Raw genomic sequence first — 25,966 nt, forward strand, 5'->3', positions numbered from 1 at the left:
TGCAGCTCAGCGAGAGGCAGGTCCACGCCGTTCACCGCGATACATGGCTGCTGCATGTCGGCAGGATCTGTACTGGCTGCCCAGCTCAGGAGGAGGGCGAGATTCTCCGCCGAGGGTGACCCGAGGACTGGGGCTTAGGCGCACAGGATTGGCCGCCGGAGTCGAGCGGCGCAACGCGCGCGGCGACGCGAGCGCGTGACTCGTGTGCCAGGGAATGAGCGGGAAGGCGCGGGCGCCACGGTCTGAGGTTGTCACCGGCGCGAAGATGTGGGCGGAGTCCCTTCACCGCAGAAGAGTTGCCGGACTTCGCTGCGGCACGTCTCGACGTGGTTCGCCGGGTCGCGGTATAGCGCTGGTACTACCGGGGATCAGCGTTCGCTGCCCGGAACATCTCGATCCCGCCCGAGACGTTCAGGGCTTGTGGAGCCACCACGGATGGTGCGGCGGTGTCGGCCGCCCGCGAGGCCGCTGGTAGCGAGCCGCTGGTTGAGGTGTCGACGTGTCCAGGAGGCTTCGCGTACGTCGGTGAAAGCGCGGGTGCACTCGGTGCAGCTGGCGATGTGGTCCTCGACGGCGTGTCTACGTGTGGGCCGGAGGCGTCCGTCGAGGTAGTCGTGGATCGAGGCGCGAGTCGAGCGGCACGCAGGTGCTTTGACACGGCGGGGAGGGATGCGACCACCGAGAGGTGACGCGGACGAGTGGATCGCGGTGGGGTCGGTGGCTTCGGACAGCGCCGAGCGCAGTATGGAAACGCTCACCTGGCACGCGGTGGACAAGTCGGGTCTCGTAGGGCTGGCGGCGTCCCAGATCCCGGGGACACCATGAACGGTGGTGTGCCCGGGAGAGGATCGGGGGGCGTCGATCGGCAGTTCATCTGGGGTCGTCACGCGAACCTGCCCTGTCTGCGGATTGTGTCCGATATAACTGCGCCCGCCCATTTTCGTCTGATATTAGGTGTCGCGGAACCTCCTGGCTACGGAGGTGAGAACGGGGAACGTTTGGAGCCCTGTTTCGGGAGCACTTGGGCTCCGGCTCGGATCGAAATGGAGATGAATTCGGGGAGCGCTGTCTCGCTGTCGGCGGGCCCAGCCAGCCGCCTACGCCGAGTGTCGGCCGTCCTCGCCGCCGTCAAGGCCCACGCCCCTGCGGGGTGCGGCTTCGCCGCAGCCTTGACAACGACTCCGGGCGACCTGGTGGGCTCCGGAAGCGACCGACGGGACAGTTCTGCGTCGGGGTGCTCCCGTAACTCAGCACCACACGATCTGCCGAGATGAGGGTGCTCCTCAAACTCGGCTCCAAACGCTCCCCGAACTGACCTCCATAGCCAACCTCCAGTTGTGATGAGGCCCGACCGCATCGGGCCGCTGTGCCCGCCGTGATGCCACGCGGCGGTCTGCTGAGCTCGCGACATAAGCAGCTGATGGACTCGACCTGGCAGAACACGGGCGTCAGGCCGTGGCCGCTGCGGCAATCATGATCGCTACCGGTGCGCCGTTTTTCCGTCGGCCAACGGAATCTCGGCACTGAGCAGTCCCGGCGACACCGTGCCGACGAGCGGCTGAAACGAGGCGGAGTCGCCTGATGGCTCCCAAGCGCCTGTCTGCCGCCCCGGGTCGATGTCTCCATCGAACCCGGAGCGGGAAAGGGCTGTGGCGGACGTTAGTCGACCACTGACTCGTTCGCCGTGACGTCGTGGTTCAGGGTCGCGGCCCACTCCGCGATGTCCAAAGGTAGCTCAGGGCTCTGCGGAACGGCGTGCCCTTGCTGCTGCGCCAGCAACCGCACGATCTCGTGCGGGCTGATACGTTCTCGGCTGCGCCGGTGCAGGAACCGCAGGCAGATCACGCCGCGGGTGTACAGCTCACCGCGCCGGGTGATCCGGTGCTCGATGTAGAAGACGCGGTCGTCCCACCCGAGCACGCGCGAGGTGTCCTCGAACCGGTCCCACAGGCGCAATGACCGGCGAAAGCGGATCGTGGAAGCGGCCACGACCCCGATCCACGACTGCTTGGTCGCCAGGCGCAGACCGCCGTTCTTCCCCATCTGCCGGTACCCGGCGACGTCCATGATCTGCTGGTACGAGCCGTTGTTGACCACCATCATGAAGTCGAGGTCCTGCGGTAGTACTCGCATCCTGGTCGTCGCCGGCTCTAGGAATGTTCTTGCGGATTCTGGCCGGCTCGGTACCAGCGCGGCCCATGCGAACTGAAACATCCTGCTCATTGCTTCTCTCCTTCTAACAGAGGCCGCATTGGTGCTGCGGCGCTGATGGCCCGCGATCGGGCGGTGCTGCGGGCGTGGGCGCGGGTGTGAGCGGTCACTATCGCGAATCGAAGATCAAGCGTGATCAAAGAGATTCGTCGTGCTGGGCCAGGGCGGGTAGGTGGACGGCCGCGGCCATCGCGCGGTATCCGGCGCTGCTCGGGTGGAGATGGTCGCCCGAGTCGAACGGAGCGGACAGCCGGGTGGGCGCTAGCGGGTCTCGTAGCGCCCCGTCGAAGTCGATGACCGAATCGGTGAGGTCTTGCTCGCGGATCCAGGTATTGACCGCGACACGCCGGTTCTCCGTTACCGGGGCACGCGCGCTGCCGGCGGTCGGCGTGAGCGTGCCCAGGTGGGCTCTGAGGCCTGCTTGTCGGGCGCGTTGGGCGAGCGTGGCGAGGCCCTCGATGAGGTCTTCGGCGGTGAGGTCGGCGTGTACCGCAAGATCGTTGATGCCCTCGAGAATGATGACGTCGGTGACGCCCGGCTGCGTGAGTGCGTCGCGCTCGAAGCGGCTCAGCGCCGAATCGCCGAACGGAAGAAGTCGCGAGGAACGGCTGAGCACCTGGTTGCCGGAGATGCCAACATTGACGACGCCGATCGAACGCTCCGGTTCCAGCCGTGCCAAGCGTTGCGCCAGGAAGTCGGGATAACGGGCGTTCTGGTCCAGCGCCATCCGGCTTTCCATCGGTCCCCGGACCCGGCCCTGATATCCGTCGGTGATCGAGTCACCGAACGCCACCACGACGGCCGAGCGCTGCTCGGCGCGAACATCGACGGCGTGCAGGAAGTACCAACCCGTCGAATAACCGAATGGTGAGCGGGCGCGGTGGAAGCGGCGACCCGATCGGTCCGCGGCCTGGTCACCACGGCCTGTCACGGAGACGTAGCTGGTCTGGTTGGTGATGAAGTGCTGGGTAGGCCGGACAACACCGCCAAGCACGTGGAGGCTCACCAGGAGGTCCTGGCCGCGTTGCACGTCCAGCCGCACGGCATCGCTCTCGACGAAGGCACCCGTGGCGAGACTGACAGACGGTTCGCCCCCGAACGTCAGGTCGCGCAGCGTGCCGGGCGCGACTGCCGCGCCGTCACCACGGTGGGCGACGGTGGCGTGCTCGATGCGAACGGGACCACCCGAGCCGTAGGCATTGTTCAGACGGATGCGGACGGCATCACCTGAGATCAGCGGGCGGACGACCATACGCAGGGTCTGTGCCAGGACCGGTCGTCCCAGTAGGCCCTGCGCGAGGCCTACACCGCTGGGCGGCGCGGCCCACGCCGCGACCCACCTCCGCCCGTCGGGGTCGCCGTCGGTAACGGTCGGCGAACCAGGGGCAGCCGCGACGTGCGGGGGATGGAGTGGCGACATGAGTTCCTTCGGATCAACGGGCCGAGAGGTCGAGATGCTGATGCGCGTCTGTCGTGGCACTCGCGCGACGGCGGACGGTCTGGTCATGAATCGTGCTGCGCCGAGCGGTTCGACGACCTCGGACCCCAGGTCCGCCCCACGGCCGAGCGGGCGAAGAACGTCGCGAAACGCGCTGCGGTACGGATCCTGCGTGCCCGGGTGAATCCGGTGCCGCGCACGGTGCCGAGGAGGCTCGCCAGGCCCCGCGGAGTGATGACGAGGATCGCATCGACCATGGCGGTCGGGTCGTCGACAGGGTGGGCGATGGCGTGCAGCCGTGTCAGGTCGACCAGGGGCCGCCACGGCGCCCGACCTTTGATGGTCTTGGTCCCGGTGAGCCGCCACGGCTGACCGGAGTCTGCGTCGAAGCAGAGCTCGTAGCGCATCGCCTCCGTGGACCGGTCGGCGAAGAGCGCGAGCGTGCCCGACGTGACGGCTGACGTCGCGACCTCGGAGACGTCGACGGTGCCCCGTACCGAGAGCGCGTGGTCCGGGTCGGCGAGGAACTGGTCGATGCTGCCCTGCTCGACGGTGAGGTGCAGGTCGATGCGCGACCCGTCACGATCGTTCGACACCATGCGCTCGTCGAATGCGATGCCGCCGCCGCTGGTGGCGGTGTTGAGGTCCGCCGCGAAGCTCGATGCGGTGTCCTCGGGCACAGTAGCCGGTACGACGTCAGGCCATTCCGGGGCACGCCACTGAGGGCACCCGTCTCGGCGGATGATCGCCTCGATCGACCTCTCGGCAGCGGCGAGGATCGTCGCGGATGGGTTGACGCCGGTGGAGGCGGGCAAGGTGGAGCCGTCGACGACGAAGATGCCGGGGTGACCGTGCACCTCGCCGATGTCGTCCACGACACCCGAGGTAGCGTCGTGTCCGGAGCGCACGCCACCGAGGGGGTGGACGGTGGTCGTGCGACGGAGCACGGACCAGGTGATCGGGTGGTAGAGGCGCGCGTCGAGGAGGCGAGCGAGCAGCGGCCCGACGCGGCGCTGCGATCGGTAGAGGTGGGTCTGCCAGCGGTTTCGCCAGGAGAGCACGAGGTTGCCGGACCGGTCGAGCCGGAGGGTCCCGTCTCCGGAGTCGTGCCCCATGGCCAGGACGGTGAAGACACGTCGGGCATCGGGTGCGGCGAACCGTCGCCGCCACCAGTTGCGTGCCCGTTGTCCGGGAATCATCGAGTCGAAGAGATCGTGCAGGACTGCAGGAAATGCGCCGTCTTGCACCTGGTACCAGACGGATCCCCGCCCCTCGGGTACGTCGAGCACGGTGTTGGTCGTGATCGTCGGGCCCGTCGTCATGTCTCCTCGCTGCTGGCGGAGCTCGGCGAGGGTGAGGAAGTCCCCGTTACCCGAGAAGCCGTGGCCGAGCAGCGGCGACAGGCGTGGGAGGGTGCGGTCGACCCGTGACCGCAGCAGCAGCTCGGTGGTGGCGACGGCGCCCGCGGCGAGGATGACCCGACGGGCACTCCACGTCCTCGGCGGGGCATCGGGGTCTGAGGGCGTGGTCGTGGTCACCCGGTATCCGTCGGCAGACGGCCGGATGCGGGTTACCTCGGCGTCGGTGACGCTGCGGGCGCCGTTGCGCTCGGCCGCGGCAAGGTAGGTGGCGTCGAGTGAGTTCTTCGCGCCGTGGTTACAGCCGATGACGCACTCGCCGACGAAGGCACAGCCGCGCCGGGGCACGCCGTGCCGGTTGGGGCGCCAGGTGTCCGGGTCGCCGAAGGTGACCGCGAGGTTGGGGCGCTCGATCGCATCCGGGCGGTCCGTGTGCTGCATGAGCTGTTCGATGAGCGTGGTGCGTGCGGGGGCTTGACCGGTGCGCGGGTCGTCGCCGACGGGCGCGACGCCGAGCATGTGGGCGGCGAGGTCGTAGTACGGGTCGAGCTCAGCCCGCCGCAGGTGCGCCGGCCAGCGGTCACTGAGTGCGGCGTCGAACGGGCGGGCGAACACGTTGGCGTACGCGAGCGATCCTCCGCCCCAGCCTGCGGCCTGGACGGCGAGCATCCCGTCGAGCCAGCGGATGTCGTACAGGCCGCGATCGACGGACCACAGCCACCCCTGGTCGAGCGCCGGCTCACGGGGGAAGTCGCCAGGGCGCCAGCGGCGGCCACGCTCCAAGACGGTCACGGAGTAGCCGGCCTGCGCGAGGCGGGCCGCGGCGACGGCGCCGCCGAAGCCGCTCCCCACGACGATGGCGTCGGCATGGACGGTGTCGGACATGTTCATTCCTCTCGGACCGGTGAGCGGTCCGTGGAGCGGCCGGGCCTGTGCCGCCCCACGGACCGGCGATCAGTCGTGGCCGGGGACGCCGCTGCCGCGGTAGTCGTCGACGCTGTTGACGAGCTCGAGCAGGTCCGGATGCGCCTCGAATCGACGCCGGTGGACATCGGCGATCTTGGCGCCGATCTCAGGGTCCGCGTCGTCGGTGATGTCGATCGAGTGGAAGCGGTCCACGAGCGGCAGGCCGATGCGGTCCACCTCGAGGTGGGCCGGGTGGTTCATCATCGCCTCGTATTGTTCGAGGGTCTCGATGCTCGACACCGATCCGAAGTCGAAGGTGTCGCCGAAGTCGCGGCCGAAGAGGGCAGACCGGGTGTCGTCACCGGAGGCCATCTCGGCCGCGGCCTCCTGCATGCGCTGCATGGCGGCGCCGACTTGTTCGGGCGAGACATCTGGCCTGATGGACATGCGGACGATGTGCGTGATCATGGGGTTCCTTTCGGTGGGTCAGGGGCGGGTGAAGGCGGCGGCATGGGCGGCGGCGAAGTCGGTGATGTCGCGCGCGGCGTGGCCGGTGAGGTCCCTGACAGCGGTAGTGATGTCAGCCGCCTCATCGCGGGCGTAGTGGGCGTAGTCCTCCAGGAGGCCGTCGAGCTGCCATCGGGGCACGAATGCCTCGAGTGCCGCGGCGAACTGCTCGGGGGGCACGTCGTAGAAGGCGATAGGTGACCCGGTGGCGACGCTGAGGGCAGCGGCTATGTCGCTGTGGGTCACCGCTCCTGGCCCGGTGAGCGTGTAGGTGCGGCCGTCGTGCGTGGTCGTCGTGAGTACATCCGCCGCGGCCTCGGCGATGTCCCGGGTGTCGATCGCGCTGACGGTGGCGTCGCCGATAGGCGCGGTGAGCACCCCGTGGGCGATCGTGTCGGCGAACGCGAGAAGGGACTGCAGGTAGAGGTTCGGGCGCAGCACGGTGCATGGGAGGTCGAGCTGGTGCAGCCGGTCCTCGACCTCGGCGTGCCAGCGCAGGAATCGCACCGGGGAGTCGAGGTGCGCGCCGTACTGGGACAGCAGCACGAGCCGCTGCACGCCCGCGTCGCGGGCCAGCTCGGCGAAGCGGATCTGTAGCTGTGCGGCGTCCTCGGTGGACGGTGAGTTGAGGAAGACGGCGTTGACGTCCTTCAGCGCGGCCGAGATCGTCGCGGGGTCGTGTAGGTCGGCCACCACGGTCTCGGCTCCGGCAATGTGGCGCGAGGGGTCGCGGGTCATCGCTCGTACCTGTGCACCTCGGTCGATCAGGGCGGGGACCAGCGCGGTACCGACTGTGCCGGTGGCGGCGGTGACGAGGATCGTAGGGTTGGTCATCGGGTCTTCCTCTCGGGTGGGTATGACGGTCAGAGCGTGGGAGCGGCGGTTCGTCGCCGGCTGAGCAGGGGGATGATCGACAGAGCGATCGCGAGGGCGACGAGGCCGGCTCCGCCGAGGAACGCGGCGGTGAAGCTGACGTCGCTGGTGCTGCCGGCGGCACTGAGTGCGATCGCGGCCAGGGCGGCGAGGCCGATCGCGCCGCCGAGCGACTGGGCGGCGTTCACTAGACCGCTGAGGAGTCCGGACTCGCCGTCGCCGCTGTCGCGGACGGCCATCGTCGTGCCGTTGACGATCCCGAGGCCCAGGCCGGCGCCGATGAGGAGGAACGCGCCCGTGTGCTGCCAGGTGAACGTGGTTGCCGGGTTGATCGCAATCCAGAGGATCCCGATCAGCAGCACGGTCAGCGACACGGGCAGCGCGCGGGCGAGGCCGAGCAGCTTGGCGAGCAGGGGGGCAAGGACGCTGCCGACGATGATCATGACGGCGATGGGTAGCTGTGCGAGCCCGGTCATCAGCGGTCCCATACCCAGGACGTCTTGCTGGTAGAGGGGGAGGAAGAAGAAGAGGCTGGTCAGGGTGCCGCCGGCGAGGACCATGACCGCGGTCGCGGTGGCGACCGTGGCTCGGCGGAACGCGCTGAGCGGGACGAGCGGGTGCGAGGAGCGGTGCTCCGCGGCCACGAACGCCCCGAGCGCTGCGAGACCGACGACGAGGGCGACCAGGGTGGGCGGCGCGGTCCATCCGGATTCGGCGGCGGTCACCATGCTGAACGCGAGGGCGGAGATGCTGAGCGTGATGCTGACAGCACCCGCGAGGTCGAACCGCCCTGGGCGGCCCGGGATCGGTGGCACCGTCCGCCATACGGCGACGGCCGCGACGATACCCAGGGGGACCGGGGTCCAGAACACCGACTGCCAGCCCAGTACCTCGGTGAGGGTGCCTCCCGCGAAGACTCCGATCAGGCTGCCACCGCCGGAGACCGCGCCCCAGATACCGATCGCACGGGATCGCTCGGCTGCGGACGTGTACAGCAGGAGCACTATGGCGAGTGCCGCCGGGACGGTGAGGGCCGCGCCGAGGCCCTGCCCGACACGTCCGGCGATCAGCATCGAGCCGTTGACCGCGAGCGCGCACAGTGCAGATGCAGCCACGTAGACGGACATGCCGATCAGGAACATCCGTCGAGCGCCGAGCACGTCGGCGAGGCGGCCGCCGAGGAGGACGAGTCCGGCGACCGCGATCAGGTAGCTGTTGGCCACGACCGTGAGCTCTGCGGCGGTCAGGCCGAGTCCGCTGCGGATGGTCGATGCGGCGAGGTTCACCATCGCGCCGTCGAGCACGATGAGGAACATCGACGTGGCGAGGACACCAAGGGCTGCGCCGCGTGGCAGGCGAAGGCCTTGAAGGAGTGGAGAGGTGGTAGTCATGTCTTCCTTAGTGAGTGGTCACTATCTTCGGATCAAAAAAGAGAGGGCCGGGGCGGGTTCTCATGATCCGGAGTCCAGGAACCGCTCGGCCCATGCGTCGCTGTCAGCGCGCGTGGGAAGGTCCATCGCCGCAGCAACCATGTAGAGCATGCCTGCGGCGAAGAAGTCGTGGGCGACGTCCTGCCCGACACCCGGCAGTGCCTCCATTCGTTCGAACACGTCACGGGTCCAGTTCTGCATAAGGTCGCGGATGACGGGGTCTTCGGAGGCTGCGTAACCCTGGAGGAGCATGAGCATGTTCTCCCGCTCCTCCATGAGCTTGCCCCACCCATCGGCCATGGCCTGCAAGGGCTGTTCGGGGTCGCGTTCGCCGGCGGCGAGCATCGTGGTCGCGACGTTGGTGAACACCCGCTGGAGTGTTGCGACGAAGATTTCCCGCTTGGTCGGGAAGATGCGGAAGATGTTGGGCTGCGAGACCCCGACCTCGGCTGCGATCGTCATGGTCGAACCACCGTGCAGACCCTTGTGGCTGAACTCGCGCAGCGCGGCCTGGAGTATCTGCTCCCTGCGCTCCCCGAAGGGCACTCGCGCGCGTCGCTCAGCTGCCATGGTGATAGTGAACGGTCACTACCAGTCGGATGTCAAGTCGTCGGCCAGGGGGTTGCGGTGGTCGCGCACGGCCTACGATTCGCGCCTGATACTTTTGATAGTGAGCGGTCACTAGCCGCGATTCAGGCACTTCCAAGAAGGGGAGAACTCGATGAGACATGTGGTACTCCTACCGGGGTTCTGGCACGGCACCTGGTGCTGGGGACCCGTCACGCTAGAACTCGCACGCCAGCAGATCCCGGCAGTCGCGCTCGATCTGCAGGGACAGGGCTTGCAAGGAACGTCTCCCTCCGCACGGTGGACGCGGCCGTTCGACGCTGCCGCCTTTACCACCGAGGAATCCAAGGCGGCGACCGTCACCGCCACGAGCGCCGCCCAACAGTTGGTCGCCCAGCTGCGGACGATCCATCATGGCGAACCGAGCGTCGTGGTGGCACACAGCATGGGTGGTGTGGTCGCGACACTGGCCGCGGAGATGGAGCCGTCGCTGTTCTCGCACCTCGTCTACGTCGCCGCGCTGGCGCCCGTCTCGGGGCAGCCGGCAGCTGTCGACGTGGGGAGCGCCACGAACGCGGGAGAACTGGGTACCGGCTTGCTCCAGGCTGACCCGTTCATAATCGGTGCCTCGCGGATCGACACGGGAGACGCGGCATCGCGCGAGCTCGTCCGTGCCGCGCTGTACGCCGATGTGCCGCTAGAGGCCGCGGACGCGGCGACGAGCATGCTCGGCGCGGATGCGCCGGTCGGGATCGCGACGGAACCAATCTCGGTCACACGTGAACGCTTCGGCGTCGTGCCGCACACCTACCTGCTGTGCACCGAGGATCGCATGCTGAATCCTGCACTTCAGCGCAAGATCATCAAGGACATCGACCGCACTTCCACCAGAGCCACACGCGTGGTCGAACTGCAGGCCTCGCATTCTCCGTTCCTCTCGCAGCCCCAACAGGTCGCCGAGGTTATCCACGCGGCATGGCACACGTCGTCCGAACCAACCCTCTCGTCGTCTCGCTCAGCCCTGAGCTAGGACGCAGCCGGGTCGTACCGTGCTCGGCAGCGCGGTACGACCCGGCTCGGTGGGACGTGTGGGTTCGGGTCGCTCAGGAAGCGTCAGTGCTGGGCTGGCCGGCGTACTCCTCGATCCGGGTGATCAGGCCGTCGTCGAAACGGAAGTACACGGCTGCGTCGACCCGGAAACGTCCCCCGTCCTTCATGACCACGTTCACGACGTGCTGCTGGAGGACTTCGTCGGGCTGGGACATCTGTCGGGTGATGTCGTAGCGCATCGACTCGATGGGGTCGACCTGCGCCGCCATGCCGGCGATGTTCTCCTGGATCGTGGAGTCTCCCTTGCCGTCGTTGTGCCAGACGGTGGCGGTGTCGGAGCACATCGCTCGCGCTTCGGCCCACTCTCTGTTCTCCAGGTGGCGGAGGTAGGCGGTCGCCTTGGTCTTGAGGTCTTCGCGCATGAGGCTGCTTTCTGTTTCCGAGGGTTCGGGTCGGGCTGCGAATCGGTGATTACTGCGTGGTGCGGACCAGGGCCCGCTCGCCGGCCTCGACACGCAGGGGCAGATGGTTGCTGGGCGGCGAGAGAGGACAGGTGAAGACGTCCGGCGCCAGGTGGTGATGGGAGAGGGTCGCCTGGTTGAGGTCGACCGTCAGGGTGCTGCCCGGTTCCAGCTGGGGCAACACGAGCCAGCGGCCGATCTCCGGTGTCCCGGACCCGTTGGTCTCGTCGGTGAAGACAATGAGGCGCTGTCCGGGCATGTCCTCAAGGACGGCCAACACGTGCTCGGTGCCGTCGATAGTGACGGCCAGGTCGACGGGCGCCAGGATCGCCTCGGTGGTGCGAGGGCTGGTCAGGCGCCCCACCTCGATGCGGCGGCCGTCCGGGGCAGGCCGGTACTCGCCTTCGAAGACCCATGCCGGGTCGTACGGATACGTGTCGATCCCGCTGAGACCCGATCGGGTGAGCGCGTCGTCGTCCATGACGACGACGCCGTAGAACCCGTCCGCGCCGCCCGCGAAGCCGACTCGGCCCCCGTCGAATGCAAGCGAGCTTCCAGAAGGCACCTCGACGGTTCCGTCCACGACGTCACCGTTGACGGTTACGTTGTCGTCAGCCGGGGCCGCGACCGTCAAGGCGCCTGCCTGAGTGATGCTCCACTGTCCGGGTACGCCCGGGATGCTGCGGGCTTCCCGTGCGGTGATCCTGGCGTTGGCGACGACCTTGGCCTTGCCGTTCGGTCCGGCAATCTCGTTCCACCTTGCCGCGCGCCATGCTGTGTAGTCGGCGGGTGGGCTGGTGGTGGCTTGCTTGGTCGCTTGCGGTCGCGGGGGCACGTGCTGTGTGTCCATGGGTGTCCTTCCCTCTTTGCCGAGCGCGCCGGTCCGGTGCGCTCCTGCTCAACGTAGGGTCGCCGTGCGCAAGAGGCGTGAGTTCTTGCCAACAACGCAAAAGGGAAGGGTGTGCAGCGGCCAGCCAGGCAACGCCGACGACGTCATGGACGGTCGGTCGCTGGGGGAGCCTTGGTGCTGGAGTTGTGCCCGCGGCGGGCTTCGCGGTCGAAGATGCCCAGGATCTCGCATGGTCCGCCCGCTGTGCCGATCGCGTGCGGCAGCATGGTGGGGAACTCGGCAGCTTGGTTGGTCTCCACCCGGAAGCGGCGGTGGCCCAGCAGGAGCACCGCGGTGCCGGACAGGACGACGAGCCATTCGCGCCCCGGGTGGGCACGCATGCCGTCCGGCTTGTCGGGTGGCGGGTTAGTGATGCGCTGGCGCACGACCGTCATCCCGGGCTCCGCCTTGATCGGCCAGCGCATGAGGCCGTGGGTGCCGTCGATCACGGGGTTGGCGATCACGTCGTCGGTGCCGGTCTCGACCAACTGGTCGAGCGAGGTGTCCAGGGCACGTGCGAGCGTGACGAGCTGATCCAGAGCGAGGCGGCGCTTACCATTCTCGATCCGGCTGAGTGACGACGGACTCAGCCTGGCCCGTGTGGCCAGCTCGTCCAGCGACCAGCCCTGCGCCACACGCAGGGCGCGCACGCGTTTGCGTACGAGGCTGTCCAGCCCATCATCTTCTTGCGTCATAGGCACGACCATATGTTCATCCCGCAAGGCGCGCATAGGTTGATGGTCTTGGCACTGATCGACGCTCCTGCCGCGATCTCCCGCCCGACCCTCCGTCCACGATCACGCACGGCTCTGCGGCGTGGATCGCCTAGCCTGCCGAGAGGAAAACAATGCAGACGAACCAGCCAGAAGTCACGGATCCTGGTCCGATTGGAACCGACCCGGCGACCGTGTCCGACGCCGGCACACGTCGCTCGATCCTGATCGCAGTCTCGGTCGCGTTGATGGCGGTCATCTCTTCGGTGACCGGCCTCAACGTTGCCCAGCCGGACCTGGCCGTCGACTTCGGGGTCTCACAGGGCGCAGTCCTGTGGATGATCAACGTCTACATCCTCACCCTGGCTGCTTTGCTGCTGCCGCTCGGCGCCGTAGGCGACCGCTGGGGTCGCAAGCCCGTGCTGCTCGCGGGGTTGGCTGTCTTCGGCGTCTCGAACCTGGCCGCCGGTCTCGCGCCCTCGGCTGAGGTCATGCTCATGGCGCGAGTGCTCAGTGGGGTGGGCGCTGCCATGATCATGCCCGTCACGCTCGCGGTCATCACCTCGACGTTCCCGGAGAAGGAGCGCGGCAGGGCCATCGGCGTATGGACCGCTGTCGCCGGCGGCGGCGGACTCCTGGGCATGTTTCTGTCGGCCGTGCTCGTCGACGTGGCGAGCTGGCGGTTTCTGTTCGTTCTGCCCATCGTGCTCGTGATCGTGGCGCTCATCATGGCCCGGCGCTCGGTTCCCAACTCCCGCGAGGTGTCGCAGCACCCGTTCGACACCGTGGGCTCGCTGGCGTCAGTTGTCGCCGTGGTCGGATTGTCCTTCTTCCTCCATGAAGGGCCCGAGAAGGGCTGGGCGGCCCCCGGTTCGCTCGTCAGCCTGCTCATCGGAGTCGTCGGCACTGTCGGTTTCGTGGTGTGGGAGCTTCGCCACCGCGCCCCACTGCTGGACGTTCGCCTCTTCCGTGAACGAGGTCTTGCAAGCGGCTCCGTGGCTCTCCTGGCGGTCTTCGGAGTTCAGGCGGGAGTCTCAATCGTCCTCTACCCGTTCTTCCAGACGGTGTTCGGCTGGTCGGGCCTGCTGTCCACCGTGGGGCTCCTGCCCATGGCCGGGCTGATGATGATCGCCTCCGGCCTCGCACCGCGCGTCGCTGAGCGCACCGGAGCCCGCGCGACGATGGCAACGGGTATCTTCCTGGCCGGTGTGGGCCTGATCCTGATGGCGGCACTCGTCTCGGTCGACGGCGGGTATCTTGCGGTCCTGCCCGGCATGATCGCCGTGGGCCTCGGCATGGGGCTCTCGATGCCCCCGGCGACCGAGGCGATCACCAGCGCGCTACCTCGGGAACGCCAGGGCGTGGCCTCCGCGCTCAACGACGTGACCCGAGAGTTCGGCACCGCACTCGGCGTCGCGCTGCTCGGAGCGCTGCTGTCGGCCGGCTACCGCACTTCCATCACTCCTCGGCTCGACGGCGTTCCTGATGATGTCGCCGACACCGCACGCGAGGGCATCGCCAATGCCCTCGACGCCGCCGCCAACTCTGGTGCCCCTTCGGCGGCCCTGATCAGAGCAGCTCAGGAATCCTTCGTCGTCGGCTGGCAAACCGCCATGTGGGCGGGCGCCGCTCTCATGGCGGCCCTCTTCATCTACATCGTCCTGCTCGGACCCAAGAACCCCCAACCCGCCCCCGGACACGACGCGGTAGCGCCCCAAACCGCATAGGTGCACCGACTTTCTGCCCAATTACCGACTCCATCGAACCCAGGCCGACTCACGACAAGAATCCGGCCAACCGACATCTTGCCGACAACAACACCGGTTGGACCGACATCTTCGATGGTTCCCTACAGGGCTCACCCGCCCGCGACGGCCTGGCCGACATCCCAGAAGAAGTTGACGGCGGTCACCGACGCGCCGCAGATGATCGCCGCCCCGAGCGCGACCAGCACACCGGTTTTGCCTCTTCCGGACATCTGGGGGTTCGACGAGTTGGCGCCCAGCGCCCACACGATCGCCGAGATGATCACGCCCAGCACCGCGCAGATCAACCCCACGGTCATCAGCGCGCCGACGATGTTCTTGAGCTGGTCGATACCAGGCAAGCCGTTCGTGTTCGGGTCGATCGAGATGCCACCGACCAGTCCGGTGGCCACACCCGTGATGGCACGGTGCAACATGGTTGACTCCCTCAGCAGCAGTGACACGGCTGTCTGAGAGCAGGGGCGAGAGAAACACCGTCAGACCGACGCCCAGCGGGTAGCGGTCCTGTCCGCGGTCGTGTGTCGCTGAGTGCGGGAGTGCGGGAGGATCGGTGCCATGACGCTCACCTGGCAGCAGAGCCTCGGCCTGTACGTGCCGGTGCTGATCGCCGCCCGCGCCTTCCGGCTCTCCATGACCACCCCCGCCATCCGGGTCGCCGACGACGCCGCGCAGAAAGCCTGTGACGCCGCGCTGGAGGCCCTACACGCCGCTGCGGTCCCGATCGACTTGGCTGCGCCCGACCTGGCCGATGAACTGCTGTCCGTGGTCCTGGCTAGCTCCGACGAACTGCGCCGTGTCGCCGGCCGTGGTGCCGACGGCGCCAAGGTCGACGAGCTCGCTGCGGACTACGACCAGGCCGTAGCCGCTCTGCGTGCGCGGATGCGCACCGACCTCGCCGCGGCATCCGCGGCGCAGGGCTGACCGCCGCACTTCGCACAGGCGGGCGGCGGCTGGTGGACAGGGCTGGACTGCCCTTCAGCGGTGGCTTCGGAATCGCCTCGTCAGAAGCGAGCCCCGGTCATTAGGAGCCAGTTCAGCCAGGCGATCCCTGCGCCGGCCAGTGCTGCGCCGCCGAGCGCAACCAATACCCCGACGCGGGCTTTGGCCACGGTCTGCCAGCTGCCCATGCTGGCCGCGACCCCCCAGACGAAGGCCGAGACCACCAGCACCGCGACAGCTGTGACCAGCACCACGGGTAGCAGTGCACCGAGGACTTCGGGGAACGATGTGCCGGTCACCGCGGAGAAGTCCGGGGCAACCATGTGGATCACCAGGTGCCCGCTCATGGGTGTGAGTGCGCTCGATCGCATTACCGCGGTCATGACGGACCTCCAACCGGGCAAGCCGCCGGGCGGGCTTCGGAGAGCGGCTCGGCGGCCTGGCCGGCCAGCCAGGGCTCGGGGTCGATAGCCGGCTTCGTGAACCCGCCGGGGTGGACCTCGAGGTGCAGGTGTGGTCCGGTCGAGTCGCCGGTGGAACCGACACCAGCGATCTGTTGCCCGGCCCGGACCTGGTCGCCGTCAGCGACCAGGAACGAGCTGTCGAGCAGATGGAAGTACGCGGTCGCGATGTCCTGGCCATCGACGTGGTGGTCGATGACGATCATGTTGCCCGCGCCGGGGTAGGGGCCGGCGAACGACACGATGCCGTCGGCTACCGCGAGCACCGGTGTGCCAGGCGGGGCCGCGTAGTCGGTCCCCTCGTGCAGACGGGTCGTCTGGTGGATTGGGTGGAACCGGTACCCGAACCCGCTGAGCCGTCTTCCGGCGCCGTGGGGCAACGGGAACACCACCTGCTCCGACGTCGGTGCTGTTGCTGCCGGCTCGTCCCTGGTGGGAGCGGATGCGTCAGCGCCGGGTCTGGTGATGGCCGTCAGGATCGCGCGGGCGACGGGCTCGTAGGCCGCATACCGGTCAGGGAAGGCGCTGACCTCGACCGCCTGAGCTGCCGTACCTTTGGGTAGGTCCCGCCAACCGGGCACGTCGAGCAGGCCACGCGGTGACCGATTGTTTGGCCCGTCGGGGCCGCCGAAAAAGGCCTTGGCTTGGTACTGCGGGTCCATGAGCTCGGCGACGCTGCCCCACCCGGCGGCCGGGCGCATCTGGAACAGGCCCAGGCTGTCGTGATCGCTCGCGTTACCGTCGTGCGGGAACCGCGCCGAGGAAGGGTAGGCGCCGGTGTTGGCCAGCATCCGCAACCGCGACTCGGTCAGCGCCGCCATCAACGCCACCAGGATCCCGTCCCGCCCGACGCCGTCGATCCGAGCGCCGACGTCGATGATGGTAGCCGCGTGCGAGAGCTGGACCCGGTCCAGGTGAACGCTGACACCATCAGCGGTGGTGGCGGTCAGCGCGTCGGGAACACCGGCCACGATTGGACCGCAGACAGCGCGCGACGTCGCCGAGGTGACCACAACGGCGCCGACCGCCACCAGCACCGGACCGGGCAGCAGCACCAGCACGGCCAGGAGCAGGAGGAGCTTGCGCATGGTTCACACCTCCCGGTTCAAAGCAGCCGCTCGCGGTCCAGGACCTCACCGGGGGCGCCCAGGCGCAGAACCGCACAGCCGTCCTCGGTGCAGGCCACGAACACCGTCAGCGCCATGTCGGCGGAGGCGGACTGGAGCTCCCCGGCGACGTCTCCGGCGCGATGGAGCGTGCCGGAGACCGTGACCGCCGTGGCGCCCGGCGGCAGACCGTCGGTCTCGCCCCTGGTTTCGGCGTCCGTCCACTCCTCGGGCACGGCGGCAGTCTCGATGTCGAACCACTGGGCCGCCCGGTACTGGCGCAGCTGGTTCCACCACGCCTCGTCGGGCAGGTAAGCCTCCAGGTCAGTCACCAGGCCTGGCGTCTCGACGCCGGTCGGGTCCGCGACGGCAAGGATCTGCTCGACGATCGCGTCCCGGTCGTCGGTCGTGGTGTCCCAGGTGAACAGAAGGTCCGCGACGTGCCGAGCGAAGTCCGACGGCGTGGGGTCCGGCGCGGACTTGTCTTCGTGCGTGTCGGGAGCCCGGCTCGGGAGCACAGGTTCGGGGGCGGGGGTACTGGGCGCCATGGGTGATGGATGGGCCCCAGCGAGACCTTCGCTGGTGGACAGGTGAAGTCCTGTCGCGATGCCGATCATCGTCAGAGCGAGGATCGCCCCGGCCACCAGCCGATGGGCACGGATCCAGGCGCGGATCATGAGCGCACTCCGATCGGGATGACCGAAGCCAGCCCTGAGGCAGACTCTGGTTCGGCCTTCCCGTCCGGCTGGTACGTGGTCCGGCGCTCGGGTTGGCCGTCCGTGTCGGGTGGTGTGGTCGGCAGCCCGGCCTCCTCGCGTGCCGCCTGTGCCTCGCGCAAGAAGCTGGCCAGGTTCTGTGACAGGTCGCGCACCGTGTTCCAGTCCGTCTCCGGCAGGGCAGGACCCAGGACGGCCGGGTCGTGCTCGTCCAGAAGGACCGCGGCCCCGCGCCACGTCATGACCCAGGCCCGCAACCCAGCCCGAGAGACCTTCGGTGCGGCCGACGACGACCGGGCCGGTGCCGACCGTGAACGGTCCGACGCCGCCTGCGACCGACCACCGGGCAGGCCGTCGGCGGCTGGGGCATGTGCGGCGAGCGCTGCCTGGACGCGTGCCCATTCAGGCTTGAGCGGGTGGCCCTCGTCGATGCGTGCGACGGCGTCGGCCGCCAGGGCTCGGACGTCCTTTGGTTGCTCGGGGTCCACTGCCAGGTCCATCAGCGTCCCGATCCGCTCGAGCGCGTGATAGCTCTTACGGCCCGCGACGAGCTGCGCGGCCTGTTCGCGAGCGTCGCCCGATGTGCCCAGTTCCTCCGGTTCCGGCTCGGAGCCGGAACCGTATTCGTCCGATTCGTCCAGCCCTTCGCTCCGGCCCCTGGTTTTGGTGCCTTGGCTCTCGGGACCGTCGCCGTTGTTGCTGGTGAACCAGTGCGCGGACTGTCGCCGTGCGGCTTCTTGCTGCAGGACGGTCTTCAGCTCCCGGAACAGCGTGGCCTGCTCGGACTTCGTGTAGGCCTGCTGGAGAAAGTTCTCGTCATGCTCAGCCAAAACCGTGGTCGCGCCGTCGGACAGGCCGGGGCGCCACCACGGGCGCGTGTGCGTCCAGCCGAGACGACGCATCGCCTCCAGCCGCCGCCACCCACACACCAGCACCAGCTCAGGCGTGAGCGTGATGGGCTGCAGCAGCCCGCGCTTGGCGATCGAGGCCATCAACGGTTCTAGGTCGCCGACGTCCTTGCGGTGCCGGACCCCGACCGTGATCGCGTCCAGCGCTACCTCCAGCGCGCCTATCTGCTCACCCATGACGCACCCCCACCGGGCGGGCATCCCGCTTGCTCAGAGCAGCCACCAGGCCGGCGTCGTCCAGCAGATCCACCGGACGCTCACCGAGGACCGCGCGTGCCAGCAGGCCCGGCTGTCCGGGCTCGCCGAGCAGGACGCGGCACAACCGAACCCAGATGCGGTGGTCCAGCCCGAGCAACTGCAGCGGAGTGACTTCGCGACGCAGGTACTCGAAGGCCGTGCCCTGGCTTCCCGCGATGCGCAGCCGCTCGCACACGTAATCCACGCCCACCCGGGCGACCTCCGGCGGCCAGCCCGTGGCGGTCAGCACCGTGCGGACCGTGATCAGCCCGACCCGCACATCCAGCGGCGTCATCTCGGCCCCCGCGGTCCCGGACACCGTTGCAGGCCCAGGGAGGTCGTCCTGAGGCGTCGAGGCGGCCCGCTCGACGGCGTCCGGAATGCTGGAGTCGGGGTCGAGGTCACAGAACCTGGCGATGTCGTGATCGCCGGAGTGCATCAGCCGGCGCGCCTGGTCGGTCGAGCACAGCAGACGGTGGGCACGATCCTGGGCCTGCAGGGTGCGCTGCACCGCCGTAGTGACAACAGCCCACGGGTCGTCCGCGTCCAGGATCGACGGCACCGCCAACACCTCGAACGCAGCGCTTACCGCGTCCTGCGGGCTCTGCCCGTTACGGCGGGCCAACGCGCCGTACTTGTCCTGGCAGAACGCCAGTAGCGCAGGCACGCCCGGGTGTGACCGCCACCCGTCCTTGCCGCCGCGGTAGACGGCGACCAGTAGCCGCCGCAGCCCTTGCGGATCAGCAAACCCTGGCCGGTCACCGCCTGTGTTCTTCATGCTCCGGATTGGCGTCGGCCTCGAGGGGCCGTGGTGCCGGGGAGCGGAGGCGCTCACGGCGCGGACCGGGGTATCCGTGGTCTCGATGACGGTCATCAGAGCTCAACCCCCTCGACACCTGCGGCCAGACGGCGGGCGGGCGCGGAGCTCGGGGCCAAGCGCCGTCGCGCCGCCTTGGCTGCCTTGAACGGAGCGTTGCGCACCGTGCGCAGCAAGTGCGCGTGCAGGTCCACGCCGCGCACCGCGAGTCGGGCGACCCGGGGGTCGGCGTACAGGTCTGCCAGCCGGGTCCAGTGCACGCGCCGGGACGCCTCGGCCTCCTCGCCGACGGCAGGGTCGGTGTGCTGGGACGGGTCGCCGTGCACCGCGAACGGGTTCGGCTCGGTCTGCTGCGGCGTGGTCTGCTGTGGTGAGACTGGCTTGGTGTCGTGCTGGACGTGGTGCTGGTACGGGGCGTGCTCCTGGTTGTACGGGGCGTTCATGAGATCACCGCCTGGGGAGGGTTCGGGCGGCGTCGGCCGCCCGGCGCGAACGTGCTGGATTCCCGACCCGGACTCGGGGTTGGGTGTGCGGCATGCGGGTGCGCATGTCGGTACGCGTTGCGGATCGTGCGTTCGGCCTCCCTGGGCGACAGGCCGAGCTGGACCGCCGCGGAGCCGAGCGTGCTCAGCGCGACGTCGTAGTCGTGGTTCTCCTCGGCCAGGCGGCACGCAGCCCAGAACAGGCGCGCGTGGCGGTAGCCGGGCTCGGACAGGAGGTAGCGGGCCAACCGTTCAGCAGCAGCCCGTGGGTCGCCGTCCGTGACCGGGGCGACGACAGGGCGAGGACGTGGCGGCTGCAGGAAGTCGCGCAGCGCACCCCCGTCGACCGGGGACGGCGGACCTGAGGCGACCGTGGCGAGCCGGTAGGTGCCCGACGTGCCGTCGTCGTACTCGACGTAGGAAGGCGGCACGACGATGTACCCGCCGTCGGACCGGAAGTCGACGTGCACCTTGGGAAGCTGCCACGAGCGCTGCTCGATCCCCGGGTTCGGGTGGAAGGCATGCAGGCCGTCGTGCGGGGTGTGGACGGTGAACGCCCAACCGCCGGTGAGCCCGTGCTGGATTGCCTTGTCGAACGCTGCCTCTCCGGAGCCGGTCTCGTGGGTGTCGACGTCCACGACGTCGAACCCGGAGACCCGACCGGTCGGGATCGCGACGTTCGCGTCCGGCCACTGCCGCCACATCCACGCCACCGTCCCGGGGTCAGTCGTGGCGTCCTGAAACCCGCGCCTGGTCCGTGGATGCTTCGCCCGCGGAACGCATGGGAAGACCGGGACGCCCGCCCGCGCCAGCGCATGCGCTGCGTCCGCGGTCGACGGCGCACGGAATGCCGCGACCACCGCATGGGTGCGCTGGTCGAGATCCGTGGGCTGGGGCGTGTCCATGCCAGCCACGCTGACACCCGAAAATCGCGTAAATCGCGACCAGTGCTAATCGCATATGGGTGATGGCGCGAATAGAAACTGCAGGTCACAAACGCAGTTGCGCGGCTGGCGCCCAGGGCGGCTTCCAACAGGGATGCGAGGTAGCGAATGCGGCGACGGGACCGTGTAGTTGTTGTGTCCCAGCGCGGGTGTCAGTTGGCGGATGGACGGCTGGTCGCTGCTTGCGAAGTTGATGTCGTTACTGCCGGACCATCTGACCACGGTGCCTTGTCGTTATCGCCAGGACCACCGGCGGGAAAGCCTGATGAAGGCGTTGGACCTCTCGTACGTGCCCTCCATGATCTGCGTTCGTTCGAGGGCGGAACGGCCCCCGTAGACGAACCAGATGAACCCTGCGTCACGCACGTCAGCGAGCCACCTCGCCGGCACGCTGGAGCGTGGGCAGGCGAACACGGAGTTCTTGTCGCCATCCAGCACACGGAGCGACGTTCGACCAATCGAGACTCGCCAGCGCCTCGTCATGGGTATCTGCATGCCCAGCTGTGGCGGCGGTACCCCCGCCGCCCCGCGCGCGATCCGTCATCCTGACCCCTTGGGTTTCGCACCAGCGTCAACGTGGCCAGTTCTACACGGAGCCACCGACATCGAAGTCTGACGAGTCCATGCCGTGCAGGCCCGCTCAACTTCCTAGGCGACCGCCAGTCGGAGCGCGAGATTCGTTGTGGTATCCGGCGGCCGGCACCGGACCCGAAGTCTGGCCTTTGATGGGGGCAGGTTCAACGACTTCGGTGGGAGGGTCAGCGCCAGTCGCGGGTCGTGCGAGTGCTGTTCAAGCGTTCTAGCTGGGCGGTGGCGGCATCGCGTACCCGCTGATCGGTGTCGACTGCGAGGATCTCTAGCGACGCACCAGTGACGGAGGGAAACGTCGCGATCCGAAGGCGGATGGCGGGGTCGCGGTGCGTCATGTACCGGGAGGCGATGCCCTCGCTGCATGACGGGTGATCGAGGATGGCATGGACGAGTTCGACGTCGGCGTCACGCTCGCGATTGCCCGGCGCGATTGTCGCGAGCATCTCCCCGGTCAAGGTGGGATCGGCGGCCAAGCCGAGTAGCTCAGTCAGGTCGCCGCGTCCGGCGGCCTGTGCGCATTGCTGGTACTTCGCGAGCAGTCGAGCCTTCTTCGTGGTGCCCATAGCGCAACTATCGAACGCTTGTTCTATTCAAGTCAAGGCGGACTACACCAGCCGTCGGCCGAAGTCTGCGATGAACGTCCGCGCGGCGTGGCAGGCAGCCCAGACCGCACTACTTCTCGTCGGGGCGAGCCGTGGCCTCTACTCGTTCGGCGGCGTAGCCGTCGTGGGCCTCGGTAATCCGTTGCGTGCGTTCGCTGGGTCCGGTCGGGCCGGTCTCGTCGTCATTGCGTGTCCAGAGCTCTGCGGCGATCTGCCGTGCCTGGTCGGGGTGCCCTTCGGCGAGGGTGGTGAGCCGGTCGTCGGCGGCGAGTGCTTCGCTGGCAGGGTCGCACGCGCGCCAGGTTTCGCACGCGCGGCGCGCCAGGGCCAGGTCGCCGTCGAGGATGGCACGCGTGACGACCAGGTGCGCCACGTCTCCGATCAGAGCGGTGTACTGATCGGCCAGGCCTTCGCTCTCGGCGGCCCACAGCCACCGGGGGTCATCCTTGGCGAGGGTGAAGGGTCTCCCGCCGACCAGTTCCAGGGCCGTCACGAGGTCGGGCAGGCCGTCCGCGCCGCGTCGGATGGCTCGCTGGTAGAGGCGGCGGAAGAGGTGGGCGTCGACCAGGGCGTTTTCGATTCGGTACAGGTGCGGAGGATCGTCTGCTTTTGGCCGGCCCGCCTTGCCGTGCGGAATGCGCGACGTGCCGTCAGGTCGGGTCCCGAGGTAGTGGCGCAGGCTCGTGATCCGGTAGCGGACGTCGTTGCTGACCGCGCCGGTGACCAGCTCGACCTGTTCGAGCGTCACTCCCCGGGGGTGCAGCGCGATGAACGCTGCCAGGTGGGTGAACATCGACTCTCGTTCCGTGACCGCCTTGATCGCCTTGCGCACGGTCGGGGTCGGGTCGGTGATCGCCGGTCCGGCGCCCCACATCGACACGGCGCCCAGGACCTCGATACGTGGTCTGTCGGTGTCCTGGTTCCACCAGTCGGCCAGGTCCTGATCCAGAGCCGCGTCCATGTCCGCCTGATCGTGTCGAGCGACCTCGTCACCGACACGACTTAGGCCCTCGCCGTCGGGGCGGGCGTCGGCCGGCTGGACGACGGGCGCGAGTCGGGAGAGGTCCTCGCGAGTGTTCGCGGTCCGGGTGATGTACTCGACGTCGGTGCCCGGCAGGATCGACCAAGGCCCCGCCGCGGTGTCGGGATCGTCCGGACGCTCGGTCACCTGAACCGTGGGCGCGGTGGCGTCGTCCGCGATCGCTCGTCCGGTGATGGTGTCGGCGAGCGGGTTGGCAACGTCGGACGGGTCCCGGGTGACCTCGACGAGACGGGCACAGGCGGCCAGCTCTTCGCCGCTTATCCGGGCCGGGACCAGGTCCAGGTCGAGTCCCGCGTCCGGCAGTTCGATCCGCAGTCGTCCGTCCAGCATTGCCAGGACGACGTCGTCGGGCCGTGGCTCGACGCCGAGCGTGATCACGACAGCACTGGCCCGGCCAGGGTGAGCATGGATCGCGGTTCCGAGGGCACTGAGCTCGTCACTGGGCTTGGTGGTCACGACGGCGTGGAACCACTCGTGGTCCTCGCCCGGCGTCTCGCTGGCGCTGTGGCGCACATAGGTGGTGATCGGGTCGAGGAACGCGGTGTCCTCGTCCTCCTCGACCCGGTACTGCGACAGTCCGGCGGCGCCGTGCCCGATGCCGGCGGCGTGGGTGGTGAGGTTGACCGTCCACGGGTTCACGGCGAGCTCGGCGACCAGGTGCCTGCCGAACGCGATCACGTTTTCGTCGTCTCCGGTCACCGCGACGGTCCGCAGGTGCTCGAGGTCGAGCAGCCAGGCGTGCCCGTCCTGGTCGACCCCGACGGTGACCAGTACCGGGTACGGCACCAGGTCCCGGCACTCCTGTGGAGCCGCGGCTAAGGGCGTCGCCCACCGCGTGCCGTCACCGGTCCATGGTTCAGGCAGTGTGGCGGGTGCGGTCAGGTGCAGGACCGCCTGGTCGGCGGTGAGCTCGACGGCGGCGAGTTGTGGGCGGGGGAGGCCGGACACGAGGTGGGGGCCGGCCAGGGCGCGCAGGAGGCGGTCCAGGCGCTGCACGTCGGACACGCGGTCGCCGCCGACGAATCTCGCCGTGGCGACGGCGGGCACCAGGTCGGGCGGGGTCGGCGCAACCATGCGGCCGGGCCGGCGCAACCGCTCCCGGCGGCTGCGCGCGCGGGTGACTGTGACGTGCAGACCGGCGGCCAGGATCGCGCCGCCGGCCGCGACACCGGGCAGTAACCACGCCGAAGCCTCGTCCTCGGCGTCCTGCGAGGACCCCTCTGCCTGGCCGGTCTCGTCGTCGTCCTCGTTGGAGCCCTGATCATCGACCTGCGGCGTGGGGGTGACCCAGGGGGAGTCTGCGCGCGAGCCCGTAGGCCCCGGCACGGCAGGACGATCCTCAGCCTGATCGTCGTTATCTGCGTCTGGACGGGGAACCGGGGCGGGCTCGCCGGATGCGTTCCGAGTCGGTTTGGGCTGCGTCGGATGGGCACCCTGGGACGGGAGCTCCTTGTGCGCGGCGAAGTCTGTCTCGGGCTCGGCGGCTCGAGAGCCGGGCAGCGTGAGGATCCACCCCGGCTTGATGTGGTCGGGATCGGTGAGGTGCTCGCCGCCGGGTTGGACGGTGTCCTTTGATGCCTGGGCGATGGTCGTGTACCTGGCAGGGTCGCCGTAGTGGTCCCGTGCGATCCCGGTCAGGGTCTCTCCGGGACGGACCGTGTGCTTCGCACTGTCCGTGCCCTCGGCCTCGTCATCACGGGTGTCCGGTGTTGAGTCGGGCAGCAGGATGGTCGCCCCGGCGGGCAAGAGACCAGGGTTGGGCCCGAGGGTGTCCCTGTTGAGGTCGTGGATCTCGGTGTAGCGACGTCCATCGCCAAACCTCGACTCGGCCAGACCCCACAGCGTGTCGCCCCGTCGCACCACGTACGACACAACCCGAGCCTCCGGACGACTGACGGCCTCGTCACCAGCGTGTCCCTTGGTCCTCGCCGAGGCGGCCGGCGCATCGGAGTTCGGGCTTCCGTCGACCGTGTCGGCTGTTCGCCCAGGCGCACGCTCGGTAGCCGGGCCAACGGCGGCGTCGGGGGCGGGCGCGACGCCGACTGCGGCCGACGGCGCAGCGAGAGCGGGGTTTAGGGGCAGGGACACGACCAGCATCGACATGGTGGCCACGAGCCGGCCAACCAGGCCCACGGGCACGGGTGCCAGGTGTGGGCGGTGCAGTTGCCGTGTCTGTCGCGCGACCTCGACCAGGACCTTCCAGGTCAGCCAGGCCCAGATGAGCCAGGCGACGGCGTACCCGAGCAGCAGGAGCACGCGGGACACATCGCCGCCGAGGAGCACGATGCGCGCCGTCTCCAGGTCCAACCAGGCCGGCAGCACCAGTGGCCGTGCGGCCAACAGACCGGCCGGGAGCCCGACTACCAGGAGCAGGACACAGAGCATCGCACCCAGGCCACGCAACCTGTCCGCCGCGGTGACACGAGCTGGCGGTTCGCCGGGCCGCGTAGCGGAGTAGACAGGGAGCTGGTGGTTGGTGGTGCGGGTCATTGTTCTGCTCCTCCCACGACGCGGACCAGACGAGCCGAGGCAGTCACCTCGACCGGGAACGGTCCCAGACCGATCCGGCCCAGGATCTGTGGCGTGTAGGTGTCGCGGACGGCGACATGGACCTGGTCACCCTCCACCCACGCGGTGCCAGGCATGTCCGACTCGGCTAGGAAGACGCTCGCGGCGTCGACGGCGGCGGCAGGGTCGACGGTGAAGTCGCCGCCGGCGAGCACGCTGGCGGCGTCCAGCTGCTGGCCGCCGGTCCGGGCAGCCTGGGCGGCCACCGCGTAGGCGTGCTGCTGGGCGTGCAGCTGGGAGCCGAGGTCCAGGACCACGCCGACGATCAGGATGAGGCCGACGGTGGCGGTGATCATCCACACGGACACCGAGCCACCCTGATCAGCTTCGCGGTCGCGGCGCGAGCACCAACGCCGAACGGGCTCGACGGGGCGAGTTGTATGC

25 protein-coding genes are annotated in these 25,966 nt (G+C 68.8%); 3 read left to right on the forward strand and 22 right to left on the reverse strand.

Annotation, left to right across the window (positions count from 1 at the left end):
- Window positions 1-368: 368 nt before the first annotated feature.
- The 8 genes from APR04_RS31330 to APR04_RS19380 form a co-directional block, all read right to left on the reverse strand.
- Entirely contained in the window at window positions 369-938 is a 570-nt protein-coding gene (locus tag APR04_RS31330) for an anti-sigma factor family protein (RefSeq protein WP_372496138.1), read from the reverse strand.
- Window positions 939-1,659: 721 nt separating this feature from the next.
- Complete coding sequence (locus APR04_RS19350; protein WP_253873248.1) at window positions 1,660-2,133, reverse strand: acyl-CoA thioesterase; 474 nt, start codon at window positions 2,131-2,133, stop codon at window positions 1,660-1,662.
- 214 nt (window positions 2,134-2,347) lie between these two features.
- Window positions 2,348-3,463, reverse strand: coding sequence for a GDSL-type esterase/lipase family protein (locus APR04_RS19355; protein ID WP_253873250.1), 1,116 nt, complete (start codon window positions 3,461-3,463; stop codon window positions 2,348-2,350).
- Between the two features lie 251 nt (window positions 3,464-3,714).
- Entirely contained in the window at window positions 3,715-5,892 is a 2,178-nt protein-coding gene (locus APR04_RS19360) for a GMC oxidoreductase (protein ID WP_253873252.1), read from the reverse strand.
- A gap of 69 nt (window positions 5,893-5,961) precedes the next feature.
- The gene (locus APR04_RS19365) at window positions 5,962-6,381 is read right to left on the reverse strand and encodes a Dabb family protein (protein ID WP_253873254.1); all 420 of its coding nucleotides are present in this window, start codon (window positions 6,379-6,381) and stop codon (window positions 5,962-5,964) included.
- A gap of 18 nt (window positions 6,382-6,399) precedes the next feature.
- Entirely contained in the window at window positions 6,400-7,254 is an 855-nt protein-coding gene (locus APR04_RS19370) for an SDR family oxidoreductase (protein WP_253873256.1), read from the reverse strand.
- A gap of 29 nt (window positions 7,255-7,283) precedes the next feature.
- Window positions 7,284-8,684 (reverse strand): MFS transporter, encoded by a 1,401-nt coding sequence (locus APR04_RS19375; RefSeq protein ID WP_253873259.1) that lies wholly within the window; start codon window positions 8,682-8,684, stop codon window positions 7,284-7,286.
- Between the two features lie 60 nt (window positions 8,685-8,744).
- Window positions 8,745-9,293 (reverse strand): TetR/AcrR family transcriptional regulator, encoded by a 549-nt coding sequence (locus tag APR04_RS19380; RefSeq protein WP_253873260.1) that lies wholly within the window; start codon window positions 9,291-9,293, stop codon window positions 8,745-8,747.
- A 151-nt stretch (window positions 9,294-9,444) separates the two neighbouring features.
- Between APR04_RS19380 and APR04_RS19385 the strand changes: the two genes are divergently transcribed.
- On the forward strand, window positions 9,445-10,320 hold the full coding sequence (locus APR04_RS19385; RefSeq protein ID WP_253873262.1) for an alpha/beta fold hydrolase: 876 nt from the start codon (window positions 9,445-9,447) through the stop codon (window positions 10,318-10,320).
- A 73-nt stretch (window positions 10,321-10,393) separates the two neighbouring features.
- Here the strand turns inward: APR04_RS19385 and APR04_RS19390 are convergent, their stop codons facing one another.
- From APR04_RS19390 to APR04_RS19400, 3 genes are all read right to left on the reverse strand, one after another.
- Entirely contained in the window at window positions 10,394-10,762 is a 369-nt protein-coding gene (locus APR04_RS19390; protein WP_253873264.1) for a nuclear transport factor 2 family protein, read from the reverse strand.
- Between the two features lie 49 nt (window positions 10,763-10,811).
- A complete protein-coding gene (locus APR04_RS19395; protein ID WP_253873266.1) occupies window positions 10,812-11,651 on the reverse strand; it encodes a DUF1684 domain-containing protein in 840 nt (279 codons plus the stop codon).
- Window positions 11,652-11,794: 143 nt separating this feature from the next.
- Window positions 11,795-12,385, reverse strand: coding sequence for a helix-turn-helix domain-containing protein (locus APR04_RS19400; protein ID WP_253873268.1), 591 nt, complete (start codon window positions 12,383-12,385; stop codon window positions 11,795-11,797).
- 266 nt (window positions 12,386-12,651) lie between these two features.
- Here APR04_RS19400 and APR04_RS19405 point away from each other — a divergent pair, with 266 nt between their 5' ends.
- On the forward strand, window positions 12,652-14,130 hold the full coding sequence (locus APR04_RS19405) for an MFS transporter (RefSeq protein ID WP_253873270.1): 1,479 nt from the start codon (window positions 12,652-12,654) through the stop codon (window positions 14,128-14,130).
- A 131-nt stretch (window positions 14,131-14,261) separates the two neighbouring features.
- On the opposite strand, the gene APR04_RS19410 is transcribed toward APR04_RS19405, so the two are convergent.
- Window positions 14,262-14,585: a DUF6112 family protein gene (locus APR04_RS19410; protein ID WP_372496140.1), complete on the reverse strand. Its 324-nt coding sequence runs from the start codon at window positions 14,583-14,585 to the stop codon at window positions 14,262-14,264.
- Window positions 14,586-14,724: 139 nt separating this feature from the next.
- On the opposite strand from APR04_RS19410, the gene APR04_RS19415 reads away from it, so the two are divergent.
- Window positions 14,725-15,090, forward strand: coding sequence for a hypothetical protein (locus APR04_RS19415; protein WP_253873274.1), 366 nt, complete (start codon window positions 14,725-14,727; stop codon window positions 15,088-15,090).
- A gap of 80 nt (window positions 15,091-15,170) precedes the next feature.
- Here the strand turns inward: APR04_RS19415 and APR04_RS19420 are convergent, their stop codons facing one another.
- The 10 genes from APR04_RS19420 to APR04_RS19465 form a co-directional block, all read right to left on the reverse strand.
- On the reverse strand, window positions 15,171-15,455 hold the full coding sequence (locus APR04_RS19420) for a DUF6112 family protein (RefSeq protein WP_372496139.1): 285 nt from the start codon (window positions 15,453-15,455) through the stop codon (window positions 15,171-15,173).
- Between the two features lie 32 nt (window positions 15,456-15,487).
- Window positions 15,488-16,657: a M23 family metallopeptidase gene (locus APR04_RS19425; RefSeq protein WP_253873276.1), complete on the reverse strand. Its 1,170-nt coding sequence runs from the start codon at window positions 16,655-16,657 to the stop codon at window positions 15,488-15,490.
- A gap of 17 nt (window positions 16,658-16,674) precedes the next feature.
- Window positions 16,675-17,352: a hypothetical protein gene (locus tag APR04_RS19430; RefSeq protein WP_253873278.1), complete on the reverse strand. Its 678-nt coding sequence runs from the start codon at window positions 17,350-17,352 to the stop codon at window positions 16,675-16,677.
- Window positions 17,349-18,476, reverse strand: coding sequence for a ParB/RepB/Spo0J family partition protein (locus tag APR04_RS19435; RefSeq protein WP_253873280.1), 1,128 nt, complete (start codon window positions 18,474-18,476; stop codon window positions 17,349-17,351). The genes APR04_RS19430 and APR04_RS19435 overlap by 4 nt, the downstream gene beginning before the upstream one ends.
- Window positions 18,469-19,314: a hypothetical protein gene (locus APR04_RS19440; protein ID WP_253873282.1), complete on the reverse strand. Its 846-nt coding sequence runs from the start codon at window positions 19,312-19,314 to the stop codon at window positions 18,469-18,471. Before APR04_RS19440 ends, APR04_RS19435 begins: the two co-directional genes overlap by 8 nt.
- Window positions 19,315-19,409: 95 nt before the next feature.
- A complete protein-coding gene (locus APR04_RS19445; protein ID WP_253873284.1) occupies window positions 19,410-19,796 on the reverse strand; it encodes a hypothetical protein in 387 nt (128 codons plus the stop codon).
- On the reverse strand, window positions 19,793-20,740 hold the full coding sequence (locus tag APR04_RS19450) for a bifunctional DNA primase/polymerase (RefSeq protein WP_253873286.1): 948 nt from the start codon (window positions 20,738-20,740) through the stop codon (window positions 19,793-19,795). The genes APR04_RS19445 and APR04_RS19450 overlap by 4 nt, the downstream gene beginning before the upstream one ends.
- A gap of 797 nt (window positions 20,741-21,537) precedes the next feature.
- On the reverse strand, window positions 21,538-21,933 hold the full coding sequence (locus APR04_RS19455; RefSeq protein WP_253873288.1) for a hypothetical protein: 396 nt from the start codon (window positions 21,931-21,933) through the stop codon (window positions 21,538-21,540).
- Window positions 21,934-22,042: 109 nt separating this feature from the next.
- On the reverse strand, window positions 22,043-25,504 hold the full coding sequence (locus APR04_RS19460; RefSeq protein ID WP_253873290.1) for a LysM peptidoglycan-binding domain-containing protein: 3,462 nt from the start codon (window positions 25,502-25,504) through the stop codon (window positions 22,043-22,045).
- The gene (locus tag APR04_RS19465; RefSeq protein ID WP_253873292.1) at window positions 25,501-25,890 is read right to left on the reverse strand and encodes a pilus assembly protein; all 390 of its coding nucleotides are present in this window, start codon (window positions 25,888-25,890) and stop codon (window positions 25,501-25,503) included. The genes APR04_RS19460 and APR04_RS19465 overlap by 4 nt, the downstream gene beginning before the upstream one ends.
- Between the last annotated feature and the right edge of the window lie 76 nt (window positions 25,891-25,966).

This window comes from Promicromonospora umidemergens (assembly GCF_024171995.1).
Classification (GTDB): domain Bacteria; phylum Actinomycetota; class Actinomycetes; order Actinomycetales; family Cellulomonadaceae; genus Promicromonospora; species Promicromonospora umidemergens.

Bases quoted from the DNA above. Each gene is read 5' to 3' on its own strand.
- APR04_RS31330 (WP_372496138.1), bottom strand. From the start codon at position 938: ATGGGCGGGCGCAGTTATATCGGACACAATCCGCAGACAGGGCAGGTT.
- APR04_RS19350 (WP_253873248.1), bottom strand. From the start codon at position 2,133: ATGCGAGTACTACCGCAGGACCTCGACTTCATGATGGTGGTCAACAAC.
- APR04_RS19355 (WP_253873250.1), bottom strand. From the start codon at position 3,463: ATGGTCGTCCGCCCGCTGATCTCAGGTGATGCCGTCCGCATCCGTCTG.
- APR04_RS19360 (WP_253873252.1), bottom strand. From the start codon at position 5,892: ATGTCCGACACCGTCCATGCCGACGCCATCGTCGTGGGGAGCGGCTTC.
- APR04_RS19365 (WP_253873254.1), bottom strand. From the start codon at position 6,381: ATGATCACGCACATCGTCCGCATGTCCATCAGGCCAGATGTCTCGCCC.
- APR04_RS19370 (WP_253873256.1), bottom strand. From the start codon at position 7,254: ATGACCAACCCTACGATCCTCGTCACCGCCGCCACCGGCACAGTCGGT.
- APR04_RS19375 (WP_253873259.1), bottom strand. From the start codon at position 8,684: ATGACTACCACCTCTCCACTCCTTCAAGGCCTTCGCCTGCCACGCGGC.
- APR04_RS19380 (WP_253873260.1), bottom strand. From the start codon at position 9,293: ATGGCAGCTGAGCGACGCGCGCGAGTGCCCTTCGGGGAGCGCAGGGAG.
- APR04_RS19385 (WP_253873262.1), top strand. From the start codon at position 9,445: ATGAGACATGTGGTACTCCTACCGGGGTTCTGGCACGGCACCTGGTGC.
- APR04_RS19390 (WP_253873264.1), bottom strand. From the start codon at position 10,762: ATGCGCGAAGACCTCAAGACCAAGGCGACCGCCTACCTCCGCCACCTG.
- APR04_RS19395 (WP_253873266.1), bottom strand. From the start codon at position 11,651: ATGGACACACAGCACGTGCCCCCGCGACCGCAAGCGACCAAGCAAGCC.
- APR04_RS19400 (WP_253873268.1), bottom strand. From the start codon at position 12,385: ATGACGCAAGAAGATGATGGGCTGGACAGCCTCGTACGCAAACGCGTG.
- APR04_RS19405 (WP_253873270.1), top strand. From the start codon at position 12,652: ATGGCGGTCATCTCTTCGGTGACCGGCCTCAACGTTGCCCAGCCGGAC.
- APR04_RS19410 (WP_372496140.1), bottom strand. From the start codon at position 14,585: ATGTTGCACCGTGCCATCACGGGTGTGGCCACCGGACTGGTCGGTGGC.
- APR04_RS19415 (WP_253873274.1), top strand. From the start codon at position 14,725: ATGACGCTCACCTGGCAGCAGAGCCTCGGCCTGTACGTGCCGGTGCTG.
- APR04_RS19420 (WP_372496139.1), bottom strand. From the start codon at position 15,455: ATGAGCGGGCACCTGGTGATCCACATGGTTGCCCCGGACTTCTCCGCG.
- APR04_RS19425 (WP_253873276.1), bottom strand. From the start codon at position 16,657: ATGCGCAAGCTCCTCCTGCTCCTGGCCGTGCTGGTGCTGCTGCCCGGT.
- APR04_RS19430 (WP_253873278.1), bottom strand. From the start codon at position 17,352: ATGATCCGCGCCTGGATCCGTGCCCATCGGCTGGTGGCCGGGGCGATC.
- APR04_RS19435 (WP_253873280.1), bottom strand. From the start codon at position 18,476: ATGGGTGAGCAGATAGGCGCGCTGGAGGTAGCGCTGGACGCGATCACG.
- APR04_RS19440 (WP_253873282.1), bottom strand. From the start codon at position 19,314: ATGAAGAACACAGGCGGTGACCGGCCAGGGTTTGCTGATCCGCAAGGG.
- APR04_RS19445 (WP_253873284.1), bottom strand. From the start codon at position 19,796: ATGAACGCCCCGTACAACCAGGAGCACGCCCCGTACCAGCACCACGTC.
- APR04_RS19450 (WP_253873286.1), bottom strand. From the start codon at position 20,740: ATGGACACGCCCCAGCCCACGGATCTCGACCAGCGCACCCATGCGGTG.
- APR04_RS19455 (WP_253873288.1), bottom strand. From the start codon at position 21,933: ATGGGCACCACGAAGAAGGCTCGACTGCTCGCGAAGTACCAGCAATGC.
- APR04_RS19460 (WP_253873290.1), bottom strand. From the start codon at position 25,504: ATGACCCGCACCACCAACCACCAGCTCCCTGTCTACTCCGCTACGCGG.